Source organism: Roseiconus nitratireducens (genome assembly GCF_008629675.1).
In the GTDB taxonomy this organism is placed as follows: domain Bacteria; phylum Planctomycetota; class Planctomycetia; order Pirellulales; family Pirellulaceae; genus Stieleria; species Stieleria nitratireducens.
This window is the reverse complement of the sequence record NZ_VWOX01000003.1, coordinates 386,616-411,970: the sequence shown is the minus strand read 5'-3', so window position 1 is coordinate 411,970 and position 25,355 is coordinate 386,616. Positions and strand designations below refer to the sequence as shown.

The window sequence follows — 25,355 nt, the reverse complement described above, 5'->3', positions numbered from 1 at the left end:
TTGAATCGGCTGGTGCCGTTCAGCCAGAAGATCATTCCAGGCGAAACGTGTCTTTGACGACCGTGTATTCGCGTCGTCCCACGCGACCGACCGTTTCGATGGATGATTGATCGACCAAGTCGTCGTCGATGTGCAAGTGGACCACGTAGCCGATCACCAGATTGGCGCCGCCGGGGCCGGCGCCCAGTTGGATGGCCGAATGCAGGGTGCATTCCATCGCCGCGACCGCCGACCGAACCCGAGGCGGTTTGACTTGAGTCGAGGCGGCCGGATCGACGCCGGCCAAGGCGAACTCGTTGACCTCCGGGGCAAGTTCGTCGGAAGTGCGGTGCATGGCTTGGGCGACCGGTTCGGTCACGATGTTGACGACGAACTGACCGGTTTGGCGAATGTTTTCCAGCGTGTCTTTGGGCCGTCCCTGGCCGTCATTGGCCGGTGAAAAACAGATCGTCGGCGGGTTCACCCCGACGCCGGTGAAGAAGGAGTACGGAGCGAGGTTGGGAATGCCGTCGATCGAAAGCGTGGAAACCCAGGCGATGGGCCGTGGGCTGATCAATTGCACCATCCGCAAATAGCTGTCCTGGACCGAGAGTTTGCTGACGTCAAACTCCATCGGCCGACTCCGCCAACAGTTGGGTCATCGTTTGGTGGATCGGGGTGGAGGCGGAGACGCAAAACTTCGGCAGCCAGTCATCAAATTCCGAGCCGTCGTATCCGGTCAGCACCGCACCGGCTTCCCGGGCGATCACGGTTCCCGCGGCGGAATCCCAAGCCGACACGTTGGTCGCCCAGTAGCCATCGAGCCGACCGGCGGCGACGTAGCACATGTTCAGCGCGCATGAGCCCAACCGCCGAAGCGACCGACAACGTTCCAGCACGTTGGCAAAGCGATGCACCTCTGGCGAGTCCGCTTTGACGCCCGCGGGAAAGCTGCAAGCGATCAGCGCTTGGGAAAGATCTTCGCAATCGCTGACGTGAATCGGTTCGCCGTTCAGGTGGGCGCCCTGGCCATCGATCGCGGTGAACAGTTCGTCGGAGACGGGGTCCAGGATGACCCCCAACCGCATCTTGCCGCGGTGGTACAGGCCGATCGAAACGGCAAACGATTGCAATCGGTGGACATAGTTGACCGTGCCGTCCAACGGGTCGACGACCCAGCAGGGAGGCGCCTCGGGGGCGCCGCGACGGACGGCCGGGGGCGGATCGGTTTCGCCCTGCTCTTCACCCACGAACGCGTAGCCGTCAAAGGCGTCCATCAAAATCTTGCGAACCGCCTTTTGGGACGCCAGATCGGCATCGGTGACCAGATCTTTGGGGGCTTTTTCGCTAACGGTTCGACTGTTGTATCGCTGAAGAAGTTCTGCGGCACCAGCTCGGGCGGCCGAGACGGCGGTGTCCAGGTGTTGTTGATTCACGTTTCAATTTCAAGTCGTCGGAGTTCTTCCAGCCACAGCCGGATGTCGTTGTCGTACTCGGTTGCCATGTCTCCCATGACCAATTGGCGATGAAACGCCGCGGCACCGGTGTCGACGTGTTCGGCCGCTTCGGCATTGGCGAAGCGTTTGTTGGGATCCGGCGCGATCATGCCGCGCAAGAAATTCATCAGCAGTTCGTTGCGGCTGATGTCCTCCGGCAACAGGCTTTCCAGCTTGCCGGGAAGTTCACGTTTGGCTTGCAGCAGATCACGGAGCGAATCGCGGCCACCAAAAATGTTGCGGCCGCTGAGCAATTCGATCAGGACATACCCGACGCTGGCAAGGTCACTCCGCGGAGTCACCTCTTTGTTCTCCAAAACTTCCGGGGCGGCATACAGCGGCGTGCATTCGCGTTCGCGCGGCGGGTTCTTGTATTCGATCGCCGATCCCATGTCGATCAATTTGGTGTGGCCGCTGCGTTTGAGCATGATGTTGGCCGGTTTGACGTCACCGTGGACGATGCCCTCGCGGTGCAGCGCCGCCAGGGCCGCCAAGCATTCCCGCACAATTGCCACGGCAACCCCCGCTTTGAAACGTGATTGCTCGGGCCCCTTCGTGATGATCACCTCGTTGATGTAACGGGCCCGCCGGGAATCCAGGTTGCGTGTCAACAGATCCAGGCACTTGGGAGCCGTCAGTTGACGCAAGTCGTATCCATCGACCCATTCCATCATCATGATGCGAATGCGGTTGCGTTCGAAAAAGTTCTGCACGGCCAACAGATTGTCGTGCTGAATCAGCGCGACGGTCGACGAAATGGCGGCAACGCGGCGCATCGCTTCGTCATAGGCCCGGGCACTCTGGTAGTGCTCGGGCGAAAACACCTTCATCGCGACCGGAACGGTGAAGCCGTCGGTCCCGCGATATTCGGTCAAGTAGACTTCGCCCTGCCCGCCGCGGCCGAGCAGCCGCAGCATGTGGTGGTGTCCCGTCCAACTGACCTTTTGTTTTCGGATCAGATGGTCGTACCAGCCGACAAGGTCCGAATCACCGGAGGTGTGGACGGTCCCTTTGTGCGTGACCGTGGGGTTAGGTTCGAAGCGGGTAGTCGATTCCATGAGCGCAACGGTTGAGTCGTTCGATCCCCAGACGCATCAGGTCCCCAGACGCATCAGATCGCGAGGAGCGACCGGCCGACCGATCCGTGACTCCGACTTTTTTTGAGGAGGAGGGAAGATGGCGAAACCGCACAGTAGTTTACACGTCCGGACAGGTTGGGATAGGCGGAGATTTTTGGGCGACTTTTTCCCGGTGTCGCGAATTCGATTCCACCCGCTATTGCTTGCGCCGGCGACGAGCCGTGCGAGCGATCCGGTGAAGAGTTTCGGGACGCGTCAGCAGACCCCAATCCAGTGCCCGATCCTGTTCGTATTGCTTTCCCAGCGTCAATGCGATGGAGGCTTTGGCCATTTCGTAGCCGAGGTAGAACGCATGTCCGCGGTCGACATTCTCCGCGATCGGTTCGTCCAAGAGCCGATCAAACAGCCGGAACGGATCCCGATCGGACAAATGAAGTTGACGCGAAAGCAGGTGGATGGATTGGTCCTGGGCGAACAGTCGATAGTTGTTGTCTTTGATCGATTCCGCCAGCGCGGTCAGTGTCGCGGGGTCAAACGGCAGTAGCCGACGATCACGCAGCATCACCAGCTGGTCGGACATGTTCTTGGGCGGGACGCCACGCTGCACTGCCGTATGAACCAGCCGTCGGGCATGATCGCATTCCCGCACGGAAGATCGCGCCCAATTGATGACTTCGGTCGTCAGGACGCTGCCGATCTGCAGTTCCTGGCAAATCCCCAACAACATGAAATTGATTCCGGCGGAATCAACATCGGTCAATTCGGTCAGATTGCCGATCCCCATCATCATGGGCAACTCGGGATAACGTTCGCGCACGGTCGCGTAACGGACCAGGCTGGCTGCGAGTCCCGTGCCAATCGGTTCCAGGATCGGATCCAGCCGCAGGGGGACGTTGTTGCGCGTCAGAAACTCCACGGTCTTGTCCAAACTGTCCAGGTCGTTTGGCGTGTCCGGAATGGCCACCACTTCGGCGTTCCAATCCGGCGCCGCGTGTCGGTTGCTGTGGTTGACGCTTAGCACCAGTGAAGCGCCCGCATCGGTTGCGGTTTGAGCTTCCCAGGGGTCGAAGGTGTCGACCGAAACACGCAGCCCGAGGTCGATCAATCCTTTCACACAGCGGCCCAGGTCTTGAAATCGTGTCGCCGGATCGCAACCAAGATCGATCATTTCCGCCCCATCGCGGGCAAGCCGTTGCGCGATTGAGAACACTTCATCCATCGGCAACCGCGGAACATGATTGATCTCCGCGATGATTTCGATGTCGCTTTCCTGCAGTGACAGTGGTTCGGTGCCACCGCCGAACAGGACCGCCAGGTCGCGGCAATCTTTGGGGCCAACCACGACCGTCGGCTGCAGCGTCTGTTGAAGGGTTTCCACGCCGGCATCGCAATAGCCTGGCAGGATCACATGCGTCGTTTCCGGCGGGAAATCCAGCTTTCGCACCAGCCATTTTGGCGTCATCAACGCAGCCACCGTGATCGGCATCACGCCGACCGAATAGCCGAATCGGTATTGCTCCGCCAAAGGCGCCACCGTGTTTCGCACCGCGTGTTCGGCAAGTTTTCCGGTCACGAAGTGCAAGTGTGCGTGTTGCGGTAGCTCCAGGGAGGTTTGCATTTCCATGGGCGTGGTGAAACGTTCAGGCAATTGATGCAATCAGCGGGGAGGCAGGCAGCGTGTTTGGGATGCAGGTATCAACGCGGGATGCCGAGCAAGAACAACAACGACGCGAAGAGCTGACGGTTACCCGAACAAACACGCAATCGGTCCGATGGATGGCAACGTCAGACCTGTCGTGAATGTTACCCCACGTTGCGAAGTCGAAAGGTCAATTGGAGCGCAAGTTGTGGAACCGTGATGTTGAAAGCGTCGGTCAGCGGCGCGATTCAAGCATGAAATTTTTTTGCTTGCACGACGCCGACTCGCTCTTGACTCAAGCTGGACACTGCGTACAACATCCCACAGCGAGAGATCCGTGTACAAGTGCGGGAAGCGATTCATCGCTTTTCCGTGTTTGTCGTGGCCGGGATCTCTCGTTTTTTTTTGCGCTGGGCTGACGTTGTTTGGGCTGATGTCGGCTCGATGCATGCACGCGGTTTGACGCCCTCCCTGCACGTTGTTTTCTTGATGCATCGAAAAGCGGGTTCTCTGTCTCTTCGCATCGGAGCCCTTCGCATCGGGTCCCATCGCGAAGCTCGCGATTTCAGCGACGGTCTTTCAGCGTTGGCCCTGGAGGTCGATCCGAAGAGGCTTGTTGATTTGTACGTTGCTGACTTGAACATGGCTGACTTGCACGCCAACGGATCGTTGATGCCAGAGATCGCGTCGGATCCGATGGAATGCTGTGGATAAAAGGCGTGGATGAGCCGTGTGAATCAACCGGTGCGATGCACTTTGCGCTTACAATCGAGTTTGAAAGCGTGGTGTCCGTTTTCGTTTTCCACGGACTTATCCACACCGGGTTTTTGTTGACACGGGTCCTCCATGCCAAGTCCGCTTGAAGTGTTGTGGCAAACTGATGTCGCCCTTGCGGTCAATAAGCCGGCCGGTCTGCCGACGCAGGCGCCGGTCGGGATCGAAAGCGTGGAGTCGCGTCTGCGAGAGCAATTGCAACGTCAGCAGGATTACCTGGTGTTTCCCCATCGCTTGGATCGTTGCGTCAGCGGCGTGCTGCTGGTGGCTTTGCGAAAACGGGCTGCGCGGCTGTTTTCCGATCAGTTTGCCACTCGAAAGACCACCAAAACGTATGTGGCGCTGGTGCACGGGGTGGTGAACCTGGATGAGACCTGGGAGGACTTTGTCCGCAAAGTCGACGGTCGCGCGGCGGCCGAAATCTGTCGCGAAGGTGATCCGGGCGCCAAATGGGCGGTCACGGAGGTCTGGACGGTGCGATCCGACCCGGAGCGGAACCGCAGCTTTCTGCGTTTGAAACCCGTCACGGGACGCATGCACCAGCTACGCGTGCAGGCCGCCGGACGGGGAATGCCGATCCTCGGGGACGTGCTGTACGGTGCTCCCGACGGCGCCCCCGATGGCGCCCTCGACTGCGCCCCCAGCGGCGTTGGCGTCGCTTCCGACGGGCCGTCCCCCGACGATTTGGCTGGCGGGCGTGGGAGGGGGATTGCGCTGCACGCGGAACAGCTGGCGTTCCATCATCCGCAGACCGGAAAACGTCTGGAAGTGACCGCGGGGTGTCCCTTCGCCTCCGAACTGCCGTTGAATTGAGTTTTTGCCGTCTCGCGGGCCGTCGCCTTGAGAGCGGAAAGCGGTCAATCGGAAGCAGGACGGATGGCGGTCGGTGGCGCGAGGACGTGACGGTTTTTCCACGCTCTGGCGAAGAGGGGCGACTGGGAAGGGCGACATGGGGCGATGATTGACCGTCTGGTTGACCGTCTGGTTGACCGTCTGGTTGACCGTCTGGTTGACCGTCTGGTTGACCGTCTGGTTGACCGTCTGGTTGACCGTCTGGTTGACCGTCTGGTTGACCGTCTGGGCCGATCGGGCCGGATTGTTTTACAATTCTCGCGCGGCGGTCGCCGGTCGCGGTTGTTTCGCATGCGTGATTGCGGTTTTCTTCGCAGTGTCGGCGGCCACCGGGTGTGGACGCCGCTCCGCCGACGAACCAACAACCCCTGCTTGGACCATGACCCGCATCGGTGCCGTCTCCTATTTGAACACCAAGCCGTTGATTCACGGTTTGCGTGACCGGCTGGGGCCGTCAGACTCCCTGACGTTGAATCTACCGAGTCGTTTGGCGACACAGCTTCAGGCTGGTGAGTTGGACGTGGCGCTGATTCCTTCGGTCGAATACTTTCAAGGTGATCGGTACCAAATCGTGTCCGATGCGGCGATCGGTTGTCGGGGACCCGTCTGGAGCGTGCGACTGGTCAGTCGGGTGCCGGTCAAAAAGATTCGGCGCCTGGCGCTGGATGAGGGCAGCCGGACCAGCGCGGCGCTTGTCCGCGTCCTGTTGTGGCAGATGTACGGGGTGCGGCCGCAGACGACGCTGTTGTCGATGGAGCAATCGCCGGAATCGGCGGATGCCGATGCGGTGCTGGTCATTGGTGATCGGGCGATGCATCCCGAACGGGGCGTTTACAGCGAGATTTGGGACCTGGGTGATCGCTGGTGCCGACACACGGAGACACCGTTCGTGTTCGCGATGTGGGTAGCGCGTCCGGGCGTTGAAACGTCGGAATTGCAGCAGCTGCTCGCCGAATGTCGTGACGAGGGATGTGCCAACCTGGAGTCGATTGCGGCGGAGCATGCGGCGGCCCACGGGCTGACAAATGAGGACCTGCACCGCTATTTTGCTGAGAATCTGCACTTTCACCTGGGGCCGGCCGAACGCAGTGGGTTGCAGCTGTTCCAGCAGGGGTGCCTGGAGTTAGGATTGCTTCGACAGCGATCCGGCGGGTTGCCCACGCAACGGCTTTCCGCCGATGGCTAGCGGCCGGTCGTTGGCGCTCGATCACGTCGAAATCGCGTCACTTCGGAATCGCGACGCTTGGCGGCGAGACGAGGGAGATGGCATCGCCGCTTTTGCTTTGATCGCGGTGCCAACTCGCAGACGGTTACATTGCATTTTGATCCGGATTGGAACCAACCATGGTCACCGAAATACTTGAAAAAGCTGTTGCCGGCGAACGTCTGTCGGCCGACGAGGCGCTGCGTCTGTTGGAGAGTCATGATCTGGCGGCGATCGGTGCGGCGGCGGACAAGGTGTCGCGGCGAATGCATCCCGAGCCCGTGCGGACGTACAACGTCGACCGAAACATCAACTACACGAACATCTGCACGGCCGTCTGCCATTTCTGCGCGTTTTATCGCGGACCCAAGAGCGATGAAGGATACGTGCTGCCGCGTGAGGAGTTGCTGGCCAAGGTCGGAGAGACGGTCGAACTGGGTGGCAACCAGATTTTGCTGCAGGGCGGTTTGCACCCGAAGTTCAAACTGGACTGGTACGAGGAGATGCTGGCCGACATCAAAGCGGCGTATCCCTCGGTGAACATTCACGGTTTCAGCCCGCCGGAATTGCATCATTTCACCAAGGTCAACAACCTGCCGATCGAAGAGGTGCTGTCACGATTGAAGGCGGCCGGGTTGGGAAGCATCCCCGGCGGCGGCGCGGAGATTCTGGTCGATCGCGTCCGCAATGAGTTGACGCGTGGCAAGGTGGGGAGCGACGACTGGCTGAACGTGATGCGTGTCTGGCACCGATTGGGCGGCATCAGCACCGCGACGATGATGTTTGGGCACGTCGAGACGTTGGCCGAACGGGTGGAGCACCTGCAGCGGGTGCGTGATCTGCAGGACGAAACGTCCGGATTCACCGCGTTCATTTGCTGGACGTTCCAGCCGGATCACACCGACTTGGATCACCTGCCCGCGACGGGCTCCTTTGAATACCTGAAGACGCAGGCGGTCGCGAGATTGTTTCTGGACAACGTGCCAAACATTCAAAGCAGTTGGGTGACCCAGGGACTGAAGATGGGCCAATTGGCGATGTTGTTTGGTGCCAACGACATGGGCAGCTTGATGATCGAGGAGAACGTGGTGGCCGAGGCGGGGACGGTTCACTTTTTGTCTCTGCGGCAGATCCGCGAAGCCATTGAGGAACTCGGGTTCCAGCCACGACAGCGCGACGTGTTTTACAACCTGGTGTCCGAAGAGTTGGAGCAAAAAGCGATTCGGGCCAACGGCGGAACCGGTCCCCGCGAAGTGGTGCAATTGGCCGTCTGAACGGTGGGGCAACCTGCCCCGGATCAGCCAAACGCGCGGCGATGCGTTTCTGCGGGATCGATTTGGGGTAAAATGACCATGTCTGTTCTCGGATGATCCCGACCGTTCCTTCGGTTGCCACATGCCCTTTCGCGTCGAATTACCGGTTTACAACGGTCCCGTTGATCTGCTGCTTTATCTGGCCCGCCGCCAGGAAGTCAGTTTGATGGACCTTTCGTTGTCCAAGGTGATCGAGCAATACGGTGAATACCTGGAGGTCTTGAAGGAATTGGACCTGGCCGACATCGGTGATTTTCTGGATCTGGCCAGCACGCTGGTGGAGCTAAAAAGTCAGGCGGTTCTGCCCAAAACGGTGGACGAGGAGGAAACCGAAGCGCAGATCGAGGATCCGCAATCGGAACTGGTCGAGCGGTTGCTGCAGTACAAGGAAATTCGCGACGCCGCTTCGGTTCTGGACGAGATGGCGTTCCGTTGGCAGCAGCGACACGAGCGTCTGGCGGACGATTTGCCGCGTCGCCGAATTGATCCGGGGGACCAGCCGATCGCCGATTTGGAAATCTGGGATTTGGTCAGCGCTTTCGGAAGGATCATGCGCGAGGCGGCCGGCCCGCCGCAAACGGAAGTCATCTACGACGACACGCCGATCCACGTGTACATGCAGAAGATTCACCGTCGATTGGCAGCGCATCGGCGGGTGCCTTTGTTGGATCTGGTCGATGCCGGGGTGCACAAGTCCGCCCTGATCGGATGGTTTCTCGCCACGCTGGAGTTGACGCGACACCACGGTGCCGCGGTCGAAGAAGACGAGGGCGGCGATATCGTGATCGTCAAAACGGAGGAGTATCGCGAGGAACTGGATGTCAACGAAATCGACAACTATGGCAATGACGGCATCGTGGCAACCAACCTGCCCAATCAGCCTCGATAGCGGACGATTTCGGGAGATTCATTGAACGTCATTTTCCTGCACGCCCATTTTCGTCCCGGTGGTGTGACCCAGGTTGTGGAGAACCAGGTTGCGGCGCTTAGCGGACGGATCGACGGAACCATCGTTCTAGTTTCGGGGCTGGATCAAAGCGGGATCGGCGCGTCGACGCTGGATCGCAGCCGGCAAGTGGTGGTGCCGGAGCTGGATTACGACCGAGAACTGCGTCGCTCGGACCGCCCATTGGCGGACGCACGGCAGCGAGGCGAAACGATCGCGCGCGTCTTAGGCGATCGGCTCGGCGAATTCGGCATCGCGGCGGAACAAACGGTTCTGCACTGGCACAATCATGCCTTGGGAAAGAATGTTGCCCATCCCGCTGCCATCAAACAGCTGGCGGCGGATGGATGGCGGCAGTTATTGCAGATTCATGATTTTGCGGAGGACTTTCGTCCGGAGAATTACGCTCGCTTGATCGACGCTGCCGGTGCAAGTGTCCCCGCGGATGTCGCCGCTTACGAGTTCCCCCAGGCACCTGGGATCCATTACGCGATGCTGACCACGGCCGACGCCGCAGTGATGGCGGACTTGGGCGTGGCACCGCAGCGGTTGCACGTGGTCCCCAATAGCGTCTCGTTCGATGGCGCCATCCTGCCCGACCCCGATCAGGCCTGGGGAAAGATTCAAGCAGCTGCCGGGCTGCCGAGTGATGCGACGTGGTGTGTGTATCCCGTCCGCGGCATCCGTCGTAAGAACTTGGGCGAGTTTCTGTTGTTGTCGCGTTTGACGCCCCCGTCGATGTACTCTGGTGTGACGCTGGAGCCGACGACGGCGGTCGAGAGAGCTTCGTACCGGCGGTGGCGTGACGTGGCGGTCGTGTGTGCGCCCCGGGCGATCTTCGACGTCGGTCACTTTCCCGACGTGACGTTTCTGGACAATCTTTCCGCCTCGCAATTTGTTATTTCGACCAGTGTCGCCGAAGGATTTGGCATGGCTTATCTGGAACCCTGGTTGGCGGGACGCGGGGTGGTGGCCAGGCGGTTGCCACACGTGGTCCGAGATTTCGAATCGGCCGGCCTTCGTTTGGACCGGTTCTATGATGAGGTCGTCGTGCCGGTTGACGACCGCTGGGCAGGCGAAGTTCGCCGCGAAATCGCTGAGGCGTATCATGCGGCTTGGCAGTCGATCCCGATAGCCTTTCGGCCGACGGTCGAGCCCGCGTCGCTGGCCGCATCGAGTTCCGGCGAGATCGATTTCGCGTTGCTGACGGCGGATCGACAGGTCGAGGTGCTTCGCCGGATGCACGACGATGCCGGCTTTGAGAATTCGGTGCGTGATCGAAATGCGGATCTGATCGCATCGTTATCGGCCCCGTTTCTATCTTCGACGATCGAGCACAACCACACCGTCGCCGAGAGAGAGTACGGCAATGATCGAGCCGGCGAACGACTGCTGGCAGCCTACCGGCAAATCCGCACCGGAGCGGCGGAGATCGGCGGTGCCCGGAGCAGCGGGGTCGGGGGCAAAGCCGCTGTTTTGGGGGGACAGGCAATCGAGTTGCTCTCGGCACAGAAAGGTTTTTTTCCCTGCCGAACCGAAGTCATTCACGCCCGTCCGGCGGAAGGAGCGTCATGATGTCGTGCTGGTGTGAGGCGATATTGCGCCGGCGTCACGAGATGAGCCCGTTGCCGACGGGGGTCACGTCCAGACTGAGTCCGATGCCCGAGGTGCGGGCCGTGATTTTTGACGTGTATGGAACCTTGCTGATCAGCGGTACCGGCGACGTGGGCGCCGCCGATGAGAAGGATCGCGGTGGACACATCGTTCCGGCCCTGCGGGCCGCGGGAATCGATTGCGGGCGGGCCGCCCCACCGACGATCGACCAGTTGCACGATCAGATCCATCGAACCAACCGGGCGCGGGAATCGGCCGAGTGTCCCAAGCCCGAGGTCGACATTGTGGAGGTTTGGCGAGCAACGCTGTTGGCCTGCGGCATCGATGGTTTCTCGACCGAACAGTGTCACCGCTTGGCTGCCGAGTACGAGGCGCGGGTCAACCCGACGTGGCCGATGCCCGGGGCCCAGCGGGTGCTGTCGGAACTGCACGGTTCGGACCGGCCACTGGGAATCGTCAGTAACGCGCAGGGGTTCACGCTGCCGCTGGTGCAAGAATTGGCAGGCCGTTTTGGGGTGGATTCGGTGTTTGATCCCAACCTGTGTGTCTTTTCCAACCGCTATCGGCAGGCGAAACCGGGACCGCGTTTGTTTGACGTATTGTGTGATGGATTGCGCCGGGCGGGTATCTCGCCGCACCAGGCGATCTACGTTGGCAACGACCGGTTGAACGATGTGTGGGCGGCAAGTCAAGCGGGATTGCGAACGGCGTGGTTCGTCGGTGACCGACGAAGCATGCGTGATCGCCAAGACGATCCGCGGATGCAGGGTTTGTCGGAGGACCTTGTCCTGACAGATCTCCGCGAGTTGTTAGATTGTCTGCCGGAGTCGTGTTAGGAACGCAGCGAACGGCACGCTGGTCCGGAGAATCTCCGGGAGCGTGACGACACCACCATTGCCACCTAGAAGAACTTTCGTGTCATGGGCGTACAGATCGGATTTGTCGGGACTCGGTTTGCGGGCACCGACGGCGTTTCATTGGAAAGTGCGAAGTGGGCCCAGGTTTTGTGGGACCAGCGTCATGTGAGCTACTGGTACTCCGGCCAGAGCGACCGCGACCGAGATACGTCCATGGTCGTGCCACACGCGTACTTTGGACATCCGGATATCGAGTGGATCAATCGGCGCGCCTTTGGGACCCGGACCCGCACTCCGGACGTGACGCGGCGCATCTATGCCTTGGCGGACTATTTGAAAGGCACTCTGTACGAGTTCACGCGGCGGTTCGATCTGGATCTGTTGATTGTCCAGAATGCGCTTTGCATCCCGATGAACATTCCGCTGGGAGTCGCGTTAACGCACTTCATCGCGGAAACCGGGTTTCCAACGATCGCGCACCACCACGACTTTTTTTGGGAGCGTGATCGGTTCAGCGTTTCCGCGGTGACCGACTTGCTGTGGATGGCCTTTCCTCCGGCGCTGCCCCAAATTCAGAACGTAACGATCAATTCGTTTGCCCAGGAAGACTTGGCGCATCGTCGCGGCGTCTCTTCGATCCTGGTTCCCAACGTTCTGGATTTCGAGAACGAGCCGGAAGAGGTGGATGAGTACGCGCGCGGGTTTCGCAAGGACATCGGGCTGGAGGAAGATGACATCCTGTTCTTGCAGCCGACCCGGGTGGTTCCCCGCAAAGGCATTGAACATGCGATCGCGCTGGTCGCCGCGTTGAAGAACGACAAATGTAAATTGGTGATCTCACACGCCAGCGGCGATGAAGGCAATGAGTACCTGATCGCATTGAAGGACTTGGCCGAAGCCAGCGGCGTGGATCTGTTGCTTTGTGATCAGCAGGTCGGTGACAAGCGGGACAAGCTTCCCGACGGTCGCAAGATCTACACGTTGGCCGATGCCTATTCCCAAGCGGACTTCATCACCTATCCGAGTTTGTACGAGGGATTCGGCAACGCGTTGCTAGAGGCGTTCTATTTTCGCAAGCCCGTGCTGGTCAATCGTTACTCCATCTACGTCGCGGACATCGAACCCAAAGGTGCGAAAGTCATCGCCATGCAGGGTTACCTGACGCGCGACGTGGTGGCGAAGGTTGAACGGATCATCAAGGACCGGGAGTACCGCGAAGCGATGGTCGATTTCAATTACGAGATCGGCAAGGCTTTCTTCAGCTACAGCGTGTTGCGCCGAAAGTTGCGTGCGCTGGTGACCAATTTCACCGGCCAGGACCAGTTCTGAAACGCGAAGGAGGAATCATGCCTCAGAGCCACGAGCAGAATCGGCGGATCGTTTTGCAGTCGCGTCCCGATGGCGCCCCGACGCCGGAGAACTTTCGTTTGGAAACGGAGACGCTTCCGGAGGTGCCCGATGGCAGCGTGCTGTTGCGGACGGTCTACCTGTCAATGGACCCCTACATGCGTGGCCGCATGAGCGATGCACCGTCCTACGCCCCACCGGTCGGATTGGATGCCGTGATGGTCGGTGGCACCGTTTGCCGGGTGGAGCAATCCAAGAGTGATGCGTTCAACGTTGGCGACTGGGTGCTGGGCTACAGCGGCTGGCAGGACTACTGCGTCAGTGATGGCCAAGGACTGGTGCCGTTGGGGAATGAATTGGATCGCCCGTCTTGGGCGCTGGGTGTTCTGGGAATGCCCGGTTTCACCGCCTACATGGGCTTGCTGGACATCGGCCAGCCACAGCCCGGGGAAACCGTGGTGATGGCCGCGGCGACCGGCGCCGTCGGCAGCGTGGTCGGGCAGGTCGCCAAGATCAAGGGTTGCCGTGTCGTGGGCGTCGCCGGTGGGTCTGAGAAGTGTCGCGTGGGGACGGACGAGTTTGGATTTGATGCCTGCATCGACCACCACGCGGGAGACTTCGCCGATCAATTGGCGGCCGCCTGTCCGGACGGGATTGATGTCTATTACGAGAACGTCGGGGGCAAAGTTTTCGACGCCGTGCTGCCGCTGTTGAACACCTGTGCCAGGATCCCCGTGTGCGGGCTGGTGGCCCACTACAACGACACCGAATTGCCCGAAGGGCCGGACCGCCTTTCACTGTTGATGCAGACCATCCTGGTGCGACGGTTGACGATGAAGGGATTCATCATTTACCAGGATTATGGTGATCGCTACGAGGAGTTCTTGGAAACGATGCAGCCGTGGGTGCAACAAGGCCGGGTGCGTTACCGAGAAGACGTGGTGCAGGGGTTGGAAAATGCCCCCGAGGCATTCATCGGCATGTTGGAAGGCGGGAACTTTGGCAAGTTGGTGGTGCAAGTCGGCGACGAATAATCGTGTGGGTCTTCGTGCTCGCGCCGCGTCGTCCGGCGTCCGTCCCCCGCCACTCCGGACGTGGACGACGGTATGGGGACCTCGAAATGAGGGCACTGGACGAAGCCGCAGATCCGTGTAGGTTTCGTCGACACGTTTCTTGATCGACTCTTGGCTTCGGGCGGTGTGTTGTGGAGACTCCACTTATCGAGATGCGCGATGTGTCGGTGGTCCGCGACGGGACACGGATCCTGGACCGGATATCGTTGGCCATTCCTCGCATGCGTCATACAGCGGTCTTGGGGCCGAATGGGGCTGGCAAAAGCTCGCTGCTGAAGGTCCTGATGCGACACTTCTATCCGTCGGTGGACTCCGGCGGTCAACAGGGAACCGTTCGCATCCTGGGCGAATCTGCTTGGGAAGTCGCGCGGCTGCGGCGGCGAATGGGCGTCGTGTCGGCACAGTTAGATCTGGAATTCAGCGAGGGCCGGGCGGGACGGATGACCGTGTTGGAGGCCGTGGCCAGCGGCTACACCGCGACGCAGTTGAAAGAGTTTGGACCGCGGTTGACCGCCGCAATGCAACGCGAAATCGATCGTGCGGTCGAATTGGTCGGCATGACGCACCTCCGGGATCGGCAGTTGGCGACCCTGTCGACCGGTGAGCGACGGAGGACGTTGATTGCCCGCGCGATCGTCCACCAACCGGACATCTTCGTGCTGGACGAGCCGACGGTCGGATTGGACATGGCGGCCCAGGCCACCTTTCTGGAGATCCTTGATTCGCTCTCGCGGCACCCGTCGATCACGTTGGTGCTGGTCACGCACCATTTGGAAGAGATTCCACCGGGAATCGAGCACGTGATCCTGCTGGATCGCGGGAAGGTGGCCTTTGACGGCGCCAAGCAAGAGGGTTTGACCGAAGGTCGCATGAGCGAACTGTACCAAACGCCCGTGCGTCTGACCCGGCTTCCGAGTGGTTGGTATGAGGCCGGGACGAGTTCCGTCCGGACACTGCCGTCAGCTTGAAGATGGTAGCGAAGCACCGACTACTTTCAGCGATCCGACTACTTCCAGCGATCGGACGAAGGAATGTAGGCGTCCAGCGGCTGCAGGTTCAGGCCATCATTGGTTTCTGCGAACTTCAGTCCCAACTCCGCAACGCGATCGGCGGCCTGGCGGAGTGCGACCTGGTGATTCAGCTTCAATTGAATCCCGACGGCCAGTTGAACGATTTCATTGACGGCCGGATCGTCCACCTTTTGCGCGACACTTTGCAAACGCTGGATGGCACGGTGAGCTCGTTTTGCCGCGGTGATACCGTAAACCGCTCTTTGGGTTGCGACGGAGGTGGCCCGCAAGCTGGCTTCCAGTTCGGCGATCATTCCGGCAACAAACATCACCCGCAGTCGTTGTTGCGAACTGGCCTGATTGGTTTGACCATCGCTGCGCAGGAAGTTGTGACGCAGGCTGCCCTGGCTCCAAGAAACGAACTCGAAATCCAAGCTGCCCGGTGAGTGGCCACCGACATTGACCAATTCTTCGTCTGCGGTCGTGTGGCATCGCAGGCAGCTCTGGGCGATCAGGTACACATTGCTCGGGTTTCGCATTCCCGCCGCAATGCTTTTTCGCAGTCGCATCTCGCGATGTTCCGCCGTTTCCGATTCGCGGGTCGATGCGGGACTGCCGTAGTCGTGATGCAGGTCCAGCCAGTTTGCGGATTCGCCGTGGCAAGATTCGCAGGACACGCCGGCGATGACCTCCGGAGCCGCGTCGGCGTGGGGCTGTTGTTGCGTGTAATGACAAGCCACGCAGCGACCTTCGTGCTTGATCGATTGAAGCTTCAGTTTGGACGCGATCTGCTTCGCTTCGGGCCGCCGGTGCAGCAGGTCGAAGGTCGATGCGTGCGGGGTGGACTTCCAAATTTGAACGTCTGCCGCGTGGCATTTGACGCACGACTGGTTCCCCTGGACCAAAGTCGGATCCAGGATGCTGGCTGCAACCGAGCCGTCGCGGATGGATTTGCCTTCGCCGGGAGCGGTCACCAGAACGGATTGGGCCGCAATCGGGGAGCTGAAGATCCACAAGCAGAGTGGGAGGTTCAGTGCGAGCAGTACCGGGCGGGTCATGAGTTGTTTCTTGTGGATGGAAACAGGGAGAGGATTTCGGGGCGCCCGCATCGCCGGCACAATCGGCATGATCGGAAGGTGGTACAGCGGAAGAATCCGCAAGCGGGCGGCGGGGCCGGCGAAGCTCCGATCGGTTGAAAACTCTAGGTCATGAACGGGATGCTGAAACTGTCGCCAGCCTGGCAGGAGTGCGGTTGATAGTCGGCAGCCGTTCGGCCAGCGCTCGCCGCCGGCGAGCTGTGGTCGTCGTCGCCGGTGGAGCGGATATACTGGAGGCGAAGCGGATTCCCGGCTTTCCGCTGCCGACGCCTCCTGTCTCCAACCGACTGATGCCTCGAAGCCGTCTTGGGCCACTCGCGATCGAATCCAAACTGGGCGACCATCCGTCGACCAGCTCGGTGTGGCGCGCGATTCATGTGCAGCATCAAAAGGCCGTGGCGGTCAAAGTCTTTTCGGCGCCGTTTGGTGGGACTCCCGAAGCACGTCGCCACTTTGCTGACGAATGGGAACGTTTGAAACCGATTCAACATCCCGGGGTGGCCAAGTGTTACGGCGGCGGATTTGAAGAAACGGATGCCTACCTGGCATACGAATTGATCGAGGGGGAAACGCTCTCCAGCCAGTTGGAACGCACCGGCCGGCTGTCATGGGAGAACACGTTGGATATCGCCGAAGGATTGGCCGACGCATTGGAGTACCTGCACAGCCAAGGCATCGTGCACGGCGCGATCTCGCCGGAGAAGATCATCATCACCGGATTTAGTCCGGTGTTGCTGGATCTGCGCCAGGACCGTTTCTCGTCGCCCTTTCGAACCACCCGGCCGCCGACGGTGGAACAGGTCGCCAGGCAGGCTCCGGAGTTGATCGCACCGGGTGTCAACAGTCCGGGAGATCACTGCACTCCGGCATCGGACCTGTACTCGTTGGGGGCCTTGATCTATCACGCGATCACCGGTCGGTTGCCGATCGATGGCGAAACGATTGAGCAAGTGCGGGCAAATGCCCAAACCCAGATTCCCGTCTCACCCGCGTCGATCGTTTTTGAATGCCCGGTTTGGTTGGACAAGCTGGTCATGCGGTTGCTGGAAAAGGATCCGGCGCACCGTCCGCCGACGGCCGCAGCCGTCAAACTGGCTCTCGCCGAGGTGAGAAAACGCTCGCTGTCCCGAGCCGGCGTGGCGGAACATGTCAGCAGCGGTTTTAGCCCCTTGCAAGTGACGACGCAGCGAGAAAAAGACGAAGCGAGAGCCTTGCTCGGACGCGGGGTCGTGGATCTGAACGCCGCTGAAGAGGAGGAGGAAGAGGACGTCGACGCAACGGTGTGGCACGACCAGCCTTGGTTCCTGATTGGCGGGTTGGTGGCGATCCTGTTGTTGTTGGCGTACGTCGCCTGGCCCGCCAGCGAGCAGACCTTGCGCAAGCGGGCCGAAGCCTTGATCGCTCAAGACACGCGATCCGCGCTGGCGCAAGCCGAACGACAACCGCTGCGGGAAATTCTGGTCCGTTTTCCTGACGGACCGAATGCTCAGTGGGCCCAGCAGCAAATCGATCGGATCAATGTGATCCAGTTCCTGCATCAGCTGTCGGTCAAGATCAAGAACAACCTGCCGATCAAAGACCAGGGAGAACTGCTGCACAAGCAGGCCCAGGAGTACGCCGCCAACGGAGACTTTGCCAGGGCGATCGACAAGTACCGCAGCATGGTCACCGTGCTGGGAGAAGACTCGCAGTACGAAACGGCGGTCAACGCGGCCCGTTACCAAATCGCAATCCTGGAAAAGAAAGCTTCCGGCGAGACCGATGCGGCCAAGATCGTGCAAAACAAGTTGGACGAGGCGGATGAGTTGTTGGCGAACAATCGCGTCGTCGAGGCCAGGAAGATCTGGTACAGCCTGGTCGAACTTTACGGCGACAATTCGAACCTGAAACCGCTGATCGACCAAGCACAAAAGCGATTGGCTGAGAACGAGTGACCTGCTGCTTCAGCGATTCGGCATGCCGAATCATGGCCCGCCTGCGCGGGGGAGCGCCGTCGGTCATGACCATCTGGCTGCCAAATGACGACCGCCGTCATTCGTTCCAGGGCAAGCGGCAACTTCCCCATTGGCCGTGGTTCTCGTCGACCGCAACCTCGATCCAATCGATTGCGTTGCCGAACTGCGGACGGGTTTTCTCACGCACCCGCTCGCCGATCACTCGCGCCAATTCTTCCGCCGTCGTGTTGACGACCGGCAGAATCACACAGTCTTCGTTGGGAAACACCCAACGTCGATCACGGAACGTGGCGGTGGTTTCCCGGTCATCCGAAGTGACGATGATTTCTCCATGGTCGCGCGGAAGGATCACGTGGTGGTCCAACGCCAGCGTCTGTTCCAAAACGGCATCGCGAAGGGCAATGAAGTCCACGACGTAGCGATTCTCATCCAGTGGCCCTTCCACACTGGCACGCACACCGTAGTTGTGACCGTGCAGCCGCTCGCAGATGTCACCGGCAAAGGTGATGAAGTGAGCCGCGGAAAACACGAACTGTTCTTTAGAAACGTCAACGCGGAAGGTGGCTTGGTTCATCGAATGGAACGCTTTGATTCTTGGAAACTATTGTTTGACACGTAATAGGATGTAGAGCGCGGCGGCGATCAGGTCTGCCGTGGTTCCGGGGTTGTAGGGGTGACGTGGCAGCGCGGTTTGGATCGCGGCGGCCGGAACCGATTCGGATTGCCGTAAGAAACGGTCGAAGTCTTCGATGGCACGAGGGTCTTGCCGATCGGCGGGAACCTTTCGCTGGACATCACGAGCCGCCTCCGGTCCGAATTTTCGCAGGATCAGTGTGTCGGGGCGTTCGGCCAGCAGATGCAGGTGTGCATCGGCGATGCCTGCCAGGACGTCGCCCCGCTGCTGGAGCGACTCGCGAAGAATCGGAACCACCGTTTGGAACAGATCGGTAAAGCCGTCCGCGTAGTTCTCCGCAATGCGATCACGGGACTTTGCCGATCGCATCGCCGCCAGAAAACTTTTCGGCGGCGGCCCGGACAGGTCCATCTGGGTGGCGACGCCCATGCCCCCGGGCGCCGCCGCGCGGATTGCGGCGTAAAGGTTTCGGCTGTCCTCGGGTGTCAGGGAATGCAGCACGTTGGCAACGCTTTCCTGCCAGATGGAAAGATCGTCGGGGCCGTGGGGGCTGTTGTCGGCTTGTACCAGCGGGCCGAGCAGTAGCAGGATGCCCAAGTTCACGTTGCTGCCGATCTGGTCCGCAATGCTTTCCACGATTCGGCAGACCGTCCGGCTGAACGGCTTGGCGGACCGGTCAAACGCCTCGGCGGTGATTTCCGCCGCCGTCACAAAGTCGACGTATCGCAGGTCCGGGAAAGAGCGTCCGGGGAAAACGTTGCCCGCTTTCGGCGCGGTGGCTTCCAGAATGCAAGCCCACCGAATCGCGTCCGCCTGGCTTTCGCATTGCCAACGAATCGTTTCCAGCGGGTCCGTCATTTCGCAACGTCGGCCAGAAATGACTCGATCGCGCTCAAGGTTTCTTCGGGCGCATCCTCCAGGACATAGTGTCCCGCGTCCGCGATCTCGACGGCCTCGGCCGATGGCCACACCGACTGAAACCGTCTCAAGCATTCCGGCCGAAAGCACCAATCTTTCATCCCCCAGACCAGCAGTGCCGGCAGGTCGCTCAACGATGGAAGGGCGTTTTCCAAGTCGACCAAGGTTTGGTAGGTGCGGTGTCGGCGCGTCATCGGGATGTCTCGGACGAAGGCATCGATTGCGACACGGTGGTCCCAGCTATCGTAGGGACGCAGCAATCCTTTCGCGACGTCCGGTGACATCCGATTGCGATTCATGGCCATCGTCACAGCGGCTCGGGCAAAGGCGTTCAGCCCACGAACGGCAGCGGTTCCCAGGACGGGCGTCCGACAGGCCGCAATCCGCCAGGGGACATAGGGCGGCGGGAACGCCGCCGTGTTTAGCAACATCACCGAATCGAAGCGTTCCTTTCGGGCAACCACCGATCCCAGGCCGATCGCACCGCCCCAGTCGTGGGCCAGCAGGTGGACCCGCCGCAAGTCCAAGTGCTCGATCAACGCGATCAGGTTGGCTTGGTGATCGGCCAAGGCGTAGGAATAATCGGCGCGTGACGGCTTGTCGCTCTCACCACAACCAATGTGGTCAACCGCGACGATGCGGTAGCGATCTGCCAGTGTTTGGAACACACCGCGGTAGTAGTAGCTCCAGGTCGGGTTGCCGTGAACGCACAGGATGGTTGCGGCGTCGGGACCGGTGCCGGCGGGGCGGACGTCGCGGTAGGCCATGCAATGACCGCCCACATCGAAACGCGCGGCGGGAATTTCAAAACGGCTGTCGGGAGCAGGCATCCGCCGGGGTGGATTTGAAGTGGGGATCCGCGAGGGGTCAATGGTGTTCTGCATGTGTACAGTGTGCCCGGTTTGTCGGCACAGTGGAAGTCGTCCCTCCGTGGGCAAAACCCGCCCCATGGCCTACCATCAGCGGTCGATCGAGCCCTCCTTGTTGGAAAGGACGCCGCGTTGAAACTGCCATCGCAATCCATCCGAAAGCTGTTCCGTGAGAACTTTTCCGGGCGGGCTCCGATTCCGGTCGATCGCGCCGACCGATTGGCACTGTCCCGCAAGTGGCGAGAACAAATCGAGGACATTGACGGCGTGCGGGTGACCCATCACCCGGGGGACCGGGATTCTCGGTCCCGAACGCTGTGCCGATTCACGATTCCCGAACCGGGAGCGGACCAGGCCTATTTGCGGCGGGACGAACTGCGATTGGAATTCGATGACCAGGCCCGGCTGGTCCTGAACTCCTATCGGCAGCGGCAATGCGAACACACCGCCCTGGTCAGCAGCGTGGAAGAAATCCGGGACCTGGTGCGCGACGTCCTGCAGATTTACGCCCATCGCCGGGCCGGTGAGCGAAAACACCAACGTGTGCGCCAGCTGCAATCGAACGCGATTCTGGCGAAGGTTCGTCAACTGGCTCTAGAAGACGAGTTCGATTTTGCCACCGTCACCGACGATGCCACGCTGCGGTTGTTTGTCCAGGTGACGCCGGAGGATGCACTCGAAATCGGAATCCCCATGCAGCAGTTCGATCGTTTGCTGCCCAGGTTGCGGGAAGCGATCGCTGCGCTCCGCGGGCTATACGACGAAGGTTTCAGGTTTAAAGTGGTCAAGGTGGAACGGGTTCCCGCGGACGCCGATTGGGTGCGGATCGCGCGGGAGTGAATTCCCCTTCGCCCGACCGGGCGGGATCCTTCGGAGGGGCATCTCGCATTGACGTCGTCGAAAAATGCACCAGCCCCGTCGACAATGTTCACCATCTTTCTCGGAGATCGCCTTGCCTGTCCGTGTCGATGCCCAGGAACTGAACCGCCTCTTGGAACTGACTCCGCCTGATCAGAACGTGATGTTGGTGGGGCGTCACGGGATCGGCAAGAGTCAGATCATTGCTGACCATTTTCGCCGCCGTTCGATGGAGGTGGTGTCGTTCTTCTTGGGGCAGATGAGTGATCCGGGAGACCTGATCGGATTGCCGCACAAAGATCCCGCCAGCGGCCGCACGGAATTCTTGCCGCCGTACTGGTGGCCCGACGAAGGGCAGCCGATCGTGCTGTTTTTGGATGAACTGAATCGGGCGCGGCCGGAGATTTTGCAGGCCGTGATGGAATTGGCACTGAACAAGACGCTGGCTGGCAAGCGGTTGCCGGCGGGCAGCGTGATCGTCTCGGCAGTGAACGAAGGCGATGAGTACCAGTTGACGGATCTCGATCCGGCACTGGTGTCGCGCTTCAATCTGTATGAATTCGCTCCGACCGTCGACGACTGGTTGCTGTGGGCCCACGGCGCGGGAATCGATCGCCGGGTGGTTGAGTTCGTTCAATCGCAGCCAGCGTTTCTGGACGGACCGGTCGGAGCCGATGGCCAGCAAGAATCGCACTGGATGTCGGGGTTGATGAAAACGCCGGATCGGCGTGGATGGGAACGTGTGTCGAAGCTGATCGAATCGATTCCGACGCTGGAGTCGGGGCACATCAAGCTGGTTGCGGGAATCGTCGGTTCGGCCGCGGCAACGGCATTCGGCAAGAGTGTGGCAAACCCGCTACCGGTGTCCCCGGAAGAGGTGTTGCTGCGGTGGGAACAGCACGTTGCGGTGCTGCAATCGATGTCGCTGGCGGACATCCTGCGACTGAACGAACAGATGCTGAGCTGGATTGCCAGCGGCAAGTGTCCTGGGGCAAGCGAGGAATTGGCTCGCGATGGATTGACCGAGTACTTGAAGCTGTTGCGACGGCGAGAACTTGAGGAGGCCGTGGCGCACCTGTTGTCACTGATGGAGAAGCCTCGCTTCGAACCGGCCATGGCGTTCGTCGCCCAGTCGGTTTCGCTCTCGCAGTGGCTGGCCAATTACATGGAAAGTGTTCGAATCGAATGAGCCGTGACGAATCCTTTGCATCGTTGCCGCCGCGGCAACGGATTTCGCAAATCGTCCAAGGCTGGATGATCCGTGAACCGCTGATGTTCGCGGCCTGGACGCAACATGTTTTGTGCGAAAAACCGGACATCGCCACGATCCGCGTGGGAGAGGGGCGGATCGAATTCAATTCGAAGTTCGTCGCATCTTTGCAACGAGAAGAATTGCGGCAAGTGATGGCGGTGGAAGCGATGCGCATTCTGCTGGGACATCCTTATTCACGTCGGCAGCCACGCGGCGACCTGTCGTTTCAAGCCAGCAATCTTGCCGTGCAAGAGTGCCTGCGAACCCCGCTGCCGATTCCCCGCGCCCGTGACGTGTTGGGCGATCCGGCCGATGATCGTCAGTACTTCGAGTATTACTACCGTCGGCTGGTCGAGCGATGTCGCGATCACCCGGACGAGTTGCCTCCCGACAAACGCCCCGATTTTGACCAGGACTCCGATGATCGGGAGACGAATGATCCGGCCGGCAGCTATTCGGGGGCCAGCGATCAGCAGGACGGCGATCAGCAGGACAGAGATCAGTCAGCGGTCGGTGACCGGGACGGGGCGTCGTCCGAGGTGGCGGACCAAGATGCCGCCGATGACGAAGCGGGTTCCGGCGCGGCGGCATCGCCAGATCAATCCGAAGACAGCGGATCCGATCTGGGTGAGGGAGATCGGACGGAATCTGAAGGAACCGGTCGCGGGGCGAACGACCTGGAATCCTACGCAGAAGGTCGGCGGGTCGGATGGGAGAATTCCGCTGCCTGGCAGGATGACGATTTGCGTCGAGATGAAATCGCGGTGGTTCTCCGGGAGGCCGCCGAGTCGGAGGGCTGGGGATCGGTCGGCGGCCGAGCCAAAGAGCAGTTGCTTGCGAACCTGCGGCCGCAGTTGGACTACCGCGGTGTGCTGCGTGGGTTTCGCCAAAGCGTCCTATCGACGCGCCGACGTTTGACCCGCACCCGGCCCAGTCGCCGATATGGATTTCGTCAGATGGGCAGCCGGTACAGCCTGACGACGAACCTGTTGGTCGCGGTGGACGTGTCCGGTTCCATGGGCAGTGACGAAATCCGATCCGGGCTGTCGGTGATTCGTCAGTTCTTTCGCTATGGCATGGAGTCGGTCGACGTGATCTGTTTCGATGACCAGATCCGTTCGGACGTCTGGACGCTTCGTCGCGCGCCGCACGTCTTCGAAGTTGCCGGGCGAGGCGGAACGGACTTTCGTCCGGTGATCGAATTCATTGACCAGCACCCCGGCTACGATGGGTTGATCATCTTCACCGACGGATACGCTCCGTTGCCGCCTGGACCGAAAAACCGGCGGACGCGGGTCCTGTGGTTGTACCGAGATGAGGCCACGTACCGTCGCGGGTCGGGGCGCCCGGGCGGGTTCGGGCGATCGGCATTTTTGCGGCCGTCACGGCGGGATCACTCGTAGATCGGCATGAAGGTGTTGAAGGCCTTCTCGCCAAAGTCACCGGGGTCATTGAAGCGCCGATGCTGATCCAAGTCCGAGATGGTTTCCATCTGGATGTCGGTCAGCTCGAAATCGAACAGATCGATGTTTTCTCGCAGGCGTTCCGAGCGCGACGTTTTGGGAACGATCGAGGTGCCGCGTTGGACGCCCCATCTCAAGACGACTTGCGCCGCGGTCTTGCCGTGCTGGGAAGCGATCGACTTGATGACATCCAGGTCGATCACTCCTTCTTCGTCACCCGCCATGCCGAGTGAGAAATACGACTGGGCGCCCAGCGGCGAGAAGCCAGTCACGTGGATTCCCTGCTGATGGCAAAACCGCAACAGTTTTTCCTGTGTCAGGTAGGGATGCAATTCGACCTGCAGAACCGACGGTTTGGTCTCGGACGATGCCATCAGGTCTCGCAGCAGCGAGACGCCGAAGTTGCACACACCGAGATGGCGGACCAGTCCGGCTTGGACCAGTTCGGTCATCGCTTGCCAGGTCTCCAGGATCGGTACCGGTTGTTCAACCATCTTGGGCTCGTCCGCATCGGGGTCGAAGAACCACCCGGGTGGATAGCGTTCTTCAAAGGGGACGAATGCCAGCGAGATCGGAAAATGGATGTGATACAGGTCCAAGTAATCCAGCTTCAGGTCATGGAGCGTCCGCTCGCAGGCGGCCCGGACATGCTCGGGTTTGTGGTAGGTGTTCCACAGTTTGCTGGTCACCCACAGCTGGTCTCGTTGGACAAGTCCGCTCTCCAGGGAGGCGGCCAATCCGACACCGGCTTCGGCTTCGTTTCCATAATCGCAGGCAGCATCGATGTGACGATAGCCAAGTTCGATCGCGCGGTGCACGCATCCGGCGACCGCGTCGGGAGCGATTTTCCAAAGTCCCAGGCCGACGGACGGGATCGTGTCTCCGCCGGCGAGTTTGAATTCGGTCAGGTTCATTGGGCCAGCTGCCTTGGTTGGGTTGGGAGGAGCGGGGGCGGGTGGGGAACCAGGGGCCGACATGATGTCATGCCGCCGCGGTCGGTGAAACCCGGTGCGGGTCAGGCGGCCGCAGCTGGCGAGTTGCCCAGGGCTGGTTGCCCAGGACGGGTTGGGTGCGTCATGGCACTTCCCCAAGCGGGTTCCGCAACCGGGGGGCCAGGCGGATTGCC

Annotated in this window: 23 protein-coding genes; 14 read left to right on the top strand and 9 right to left on the bottom strand. The window is 60.5% G+C overall.

Features of this window, described 5'->3' with window-relative positions; translation table 11 throughout:
• Positions 1 to 31 precede the first annotated feature (31 nt).
• The 4 genes from FYK55_RS06930 to FYK55_RS06915 form a co-directional block, all read right to left on the bottom strand.
• Entirely contained in the window at positions 32 to 613 is a 582-nt protein-coding gene (locus FYK55_RS06930) for a flavin reductase family protein (protein WP_150075648.1), read from the bottom strand.
• Positions 603 to 1,415 carry an inositol monophosphatase family protein gene (locus FYK55_RS06925; protein WP_150075647.1) on the bottom strand — a complete coding sequence of 271 codons (813 nt, stop codon included), beginning with the start codon at positions 1,413 to 1,415 and terminating at the stop codon, positions 603 to 605. The genes FYK55_RS06930 and FYK55_RS06925 overlap by 11 nt, the downstream gene beginning before the upstream one ends.
• Positions 1,412 to 2,533, bottom strand: coding sequence for a serine/threonine-protein kinase (locus FYK55_RS06920; RefSeq protein WP_150075646.1), 1,122 nt, complete (start codon positions 2,531 to 2,533; stop codon positions 1,412 to 1,414). Before FYK55_RS06920 ends, FYK55_RS06925 begins: the two co-directional genes overlap by 4 nt.
• A gap of 217 nt (positions 2,534 to 2,750) precedes the next feature.
• Positions 2,751 to 4,172: a DUF6513 domain-containing protein gene (locus tag FYK55_RS06915; RefSeq protein WP_150075862.1), complete on the bottom strand. Its 1,422-nt coding sequence runs from the start codon at positions 4,170 to 4,172 to the stop codon at positions 2,751 to 2,753.
• 465 nt (positions 4,173 to 4,637) lie between these two features.
• Between FYK55_RS06915 and FYK55_RS06910 the strand changes: the two genes are divergently transcribed.
• The 10 genes from FYK55_RS06910 to FYK55_RS06860 all read left to right on the top strand — a co-directional run bounded on the left by FYK55_RS06910 (position 4,638) and on the right by FYK55_RS06860 (position 15,141).
• Positions 4,638 to 4,907: a hypothetical protein gene (locus FYK55_RS06910; protein ID WP_161604348.1), complete on the top strand. Its 270-nt coding sequence runs from the start codon at positions 4,638 to 4,640 to the stop codon at positions 4,905 to 4,907.
• Positions 4,908 to 5,039: 132 nt separating this feature from the next.
• On the top strand, positions 5,040 to 5,780 hold the full coding sequence (locus FYK55_RS06905) for an RluA family pseudouridine synthase (RefSeq protein WP_150075644.1): 741 nt from the start codon (positions 5,040 to 5,042) through the stop codon (positions 5,778 to 5,780).
• A 148-nt stretch (positions 5,781 to 5,928) separates the two neighbouring features.
• Positions 5,929 to 7,005, top strand: coding sequence for a menaquinone biosynthetic enzyme MqnA/MqnD family protein (locus FYK55_RS06895; protein WP_315854040.1), 1,077 nt, complete (start codon positions 5,929 to 5,931; stop codon positions 7,003 to 7,005).
• 158 nt (positions 7,006 to 7,163) lie between these two features.
• Positions 7,164 to 8,297: a cyclic dehypoxanthinyl futalosine synthase gene (mqnC, locus tag FYK55_RS06890; RefSeq protein WP_150075641.1), complete on the top strand. Its 1,134-nt coding sequence runs from the start codon at positions 7,164 to 7,166 to the stop codon at positions 8,295 to 8,297.
• A gap of 121 nt (positions 8,298 to 8,418) precedes the next feature.
• Positions 8,419 to 9,225, top strand: a complete 807-nt coding sequence (locus FYK55_RS06885) for a segregation and condensation protein A (protein WP_150075640.1) — start codon at positions 8,419 to 8,421, stop codon at positions 9,223 to 9,225.
• 21 nt (positions 9,226 to 9,246) lie between these two features.
• The gene (locus tag FYK55_RS06880; protein WP_150075639.1) at positions 9,247 to 10,857 is read left to right on the top strand and encodes a glycosyltransferase family 4 protein; all 1,611 of its coding nucleotides are present in this window, start codon (positions 9,247 to 9,249) and stop codon (positions 10,855 to 10,857) included.
• Between the two features lie 41 nt (positions 10,858 to 10,898).
• Positions 10,899 to 11,732: an HAD family hydrolase gene (locus tag FYK55_RS06875; RefSeq protein WP_235908482.1), complete on the top strand. Its 834-nt coding sequence runs from the start codon at positions 10,899 to 10,901 to the stop codon at positions 11,730 to 11,732.
• A gap of 84 nt (positions 11,733 to 11,816) precedes the next feature.
• Positions 11,817 to 13,082: a glycosyltransferase family 4 protein gene (locus FYK55_RS06870; RefSeq protein ID WP_150075637.1), complete on the top strand. Its 1,266-nt coding sequence runs from the start codon at positions 11,817 to 11,819 to the stop codon at positions 13,080 to 13,082.
• Positions 13,083 to 13,099: 17 nt separating this feature from the next.
• Positions 13,100 to 14,134 (top strand): NADP-dependent oxidoreductase, encoded by a 1,035-nt coding sequence (locus FYK55_RS06865; RefSeq protein ID WP_150075636.1) that lies wholly within the window; start codon positions 13,100 to 13,102, stop codon positions 14,132 to 14,134.
• A gap of 170 nt (positions 14,135 to 14,304) precedes the next feature.
• Entirely contained in the window at positions 14,305 to 15,141 is an 837-nt protein-coding gene (locus FYK55_RS06860; protein ID WP_150075635.1) for an ABC transporter ATP-binding protein, read from the top strand.
• Between the two features lie 38 nt (positions 15,142 to 15,179).
• Here the strand turns inward: FYK55_RS06860 and FYK55_RS06855 are convergent, their stop codons facing one another.
• Positions 15,180 to 16,241, bottom strand: a complete 1,062-nt coding sequence (locus tag FYK55_RS06855; RefSeq protein WP_150075634.1) for a cytochrome c family protein — start codon at positions 16,239 to 16,241, stop codon at positions 15,180 to 15,182.
• 329 nt (positions 16,242 to 16,570) lie between these two features.
• Here FYK55_RS06855 and FYK55_RS06850 point away from each other — a divergent pair, with 329 nt between their 5' ends.
• Entirely contained in the window at positions 16,571 to 18,214 is a 1,644-nt protein-coding gene (locus tag FYK55_RS06850; RefSeq protein WP_150075633.1) for a serine/threonine protein kinase, read from the top strand.
• Between the two features lie 97 nt (positions 18,215 to 18,311).
• On the opposite strand, the gene FYK55_RS06845 is transcribed toward FYK55_RS06850, so the two are convergent.
• The 3 genes from FYK55_RS06845 to FYK55_RS06835 are packed head-to-tail and all read right to left on the bottom strand — an operon-like array spanning position 18,312 to position 20,617.
• Positions 18,312 to 18,809 carry a 6-pyruvoyl trahydropterin synthase family protein gene (locus FYK55_RS06845; RefSeq protein WP_150075632.1) on the bottom strand — a complete coding sequence of 166 codons (498 nt, stop codon included), beginning with the start codon at positions 18,807 to 18,809 and terminating at the stop codon, positions 18,312 to 18,314.
• A gap of 27 nt (positions 18,810 to 18,836) precedes the next feature.
• The gene (locus FYK55_RS06840; protein WP_150075631.1) at positions 18,837 to 19,727 is read right to left on the bottom strand and encodes a triphosphoribosyl-dephospho-CoA synthase; all 891 of its coding nucleotides are present in this window, start codon (positions 19,725 to 19,727) and stop codon (positions 18,837 to 18,839) included.
• Positions 19,724 to 20,617, bottom strand: coding sequence for an alpha/beta fold hydrolase (locus FYK55_RS06835; protein WP_150075630.1), 894 nt, complete (start codon positions 20,615 to 20,617; stop codon positions 19,724 to 19,726). The genes FYK55_RS06840 and FYK55_RS06835 overlap by 4 nt, the downstream gene beginning before the upstream one ends.
• A gap of 171 nt (positions 20,618 to 20,788) precedes the next feature.
• Here FYK55_RS06835 and FYK55_RS06830 point away from each other — a divergent pair, with 171 nt between their 5' ends.
• From FYK55_RS06830 to FYK55_RS06820, 3 genes are all read left to right on the top strand, one after another.
• Positions 20,789 to 21,496: a hypothetical protein gene (locus FYK55_RS06830; RefSeq protein WP_150075629.1), complete on the top strand. Its 708-nt coding sequence runs from the start codon at positions 20,789 to 20,791 to the stop codon at positions 21,494 to 21,496.
• Positions 21,497 to 21,608: 112 nt separating this feature from the next.
• The gene (locus FYK55_RS06825; RefSeq protein ID WP_150075628.1) at positions 21,609 to 22,703 is read left to right on the top strand and encodes an AAA family ATPase; all 1,095 of its coding nucleotides are present in this window, start codon (positions 21,609 to 21,611) and stop codon (positions 22,701 to 22,703) included.
• Positions 22,700 to 24,169, top strand: coding sequence for a VWA-like domain-containing protein (locus FYK55_RS06820; RefSeq protein WP_150075627.1), 1,470 nt, complete (start codon positions 22,700 to 22,702; stop codon positions 24,167 to 24,169). The genes FYK55_RS06825 and FYK55_RS06820 overlap by 4 nt, the downstream gene beginning before the upstream one ends.
• Here the strand turns inward: FYK55_RS06820 and FYK55_RS06815 are convergent.
• Positions 24,160 to 25,143, bottom strand: coding sequence for an aldo/keto reductase (locus tag FYK55_RS06815; RefSeq protein WP_150075626.1), 984 nt, complete (start codon positions 25,141 to 25,143; stop codon positions 24,160 to 24,162). The two genes, FYK55_RS06820 and FYK55_RS06815, sit on opposite strands and share 10 nt — an antisense overlap.
• Positions 25,144 to 25,355 lie beyond the last annotated feature (212 nt).

Excerpts from the sequence above, each read along its gene's own strand:
- FYK55_RS06930 (WP_150075648.1), bottom strand. The coding sequence starts at position 613 with ATGGAGTTTGACGTCAGCAAACTCTCGGTCCAGGACAGCTATTTGCGG.
- FYK55_RS06920 (WP_150075646.1), bottom strand. The coding sequence starts at position 2,533 with ATGGAATCGACTACCCGCTTCGAACCTAACCCCACGGTCACGCACAAA.
- FYK55_RS06915 (WP_150075862.1), bottom strand. The coding sequence starts at position 4,172 with ATGCAAACCTCCCTGGAGCTACCGCAACACGCACACTTGCACTTCGTG.
- FYK55_RS06910 (WP_161604348.1), top strand. The coding sequence starts at position 4,638 with ATGCATGCACGCGGTTTGACGCCCTCCCTGCACGTTGTTTTCTTGATG.
- FYK55_RS06905 (WP_150075644.1), top strand. The coding sequence starts at position 5,040 with ATGCCAAGTCCGCTTGAAGTGTTGTGGCAAACTGATGTCGCCCTTGCG.
- mqnC (WP_150075641.1), top strand. The coding sequence starts at position 7,164 with ATGGTCACCGAAATACTTGAAAAAGCTGTTGCCGGCGAACGTCTGTCG.
- FYK55_RS06885 (WP_150075640.1), top strand. The coding sequence starts at position 8,419 with ATGCCCTTTCGCGTCGAATTACCGGTTTACAACGGTCCCGTTGATCTG.
- FYK55_RS06875 (WP_235908482.1), top strand. The coding sequence starts at position 10,899 with ATGAGCCCGTTGCCGACGGGGGTCACGTCCAGACTGAGTCCGATGCCC.
- FYK55_RS06870 (WP_150075637.1), top strand. The coding sequence starts at position 11,817 with ATGGGCGTACAGATCGGATTTGTCGGGACTCGGTTTGCGGGCACCGAC.
- FYK55_RS06865 (WP_150075636.1), top strand. The coding sequence starts at position 13,100 with ATGCCTCAGAGCCACGAGCAGAATCGGCGGATCGTTTTGCAGTCGCGT.
- FYK55_RS06855 (WP_150075634.1), bottom strand. The coding sequence starts at position 16,241 with ATGACCCGCCCGGTACTGCTCGCACTGAACCTCCCACTCTGCTTGTGG.
- FYK55_RS06850 (WP_150075633.1), top strand. The coding sequence starts at position 16,571 with ATGCCTCGAAGCCGTCTTGGGCCACTCGCGATCGAATCCAAACTGGGC.
- FYK55_RS06845 (WP_150075632.1), bottom strand. The coding sequence starts at position 18,809 with ATGAACCAAGCCACCTTCCGCGTTGACGTTTCTAAAGAACAGTTCGTG.
- FYK55_RS06840 (WP_150075631.1), bottom strand. The coding sequence starts at position 19,727 with ATGACGGACCCGCTGGAAACGATTCGTTGGCAATGCGAAAGCCAGGCG.
- FYK55_RS06835 (WP_150075630.1), bottom strand. The coding sequence starts at position 20,617 with ATGCCTGCTCCCGACAGCCGTTTTGAAATTCCCGCCGCGCGTTTCGAT.
- FYK55_RS06820 (WP_150075627.1), top strand. The coding sequence starts at position 22,700 with ATGAGCCGTGACGAATCCTTTGCATCGTTGCCGCCGCGGCAACGGATT.
- FYK55_RS06815 (WP_150075626.1), bottom strand. The coding sequence starts at position 25,143 with ATGAACCTGACCGAATTCAAACTCGCCGGCGGAGACACGATCCCGTCC.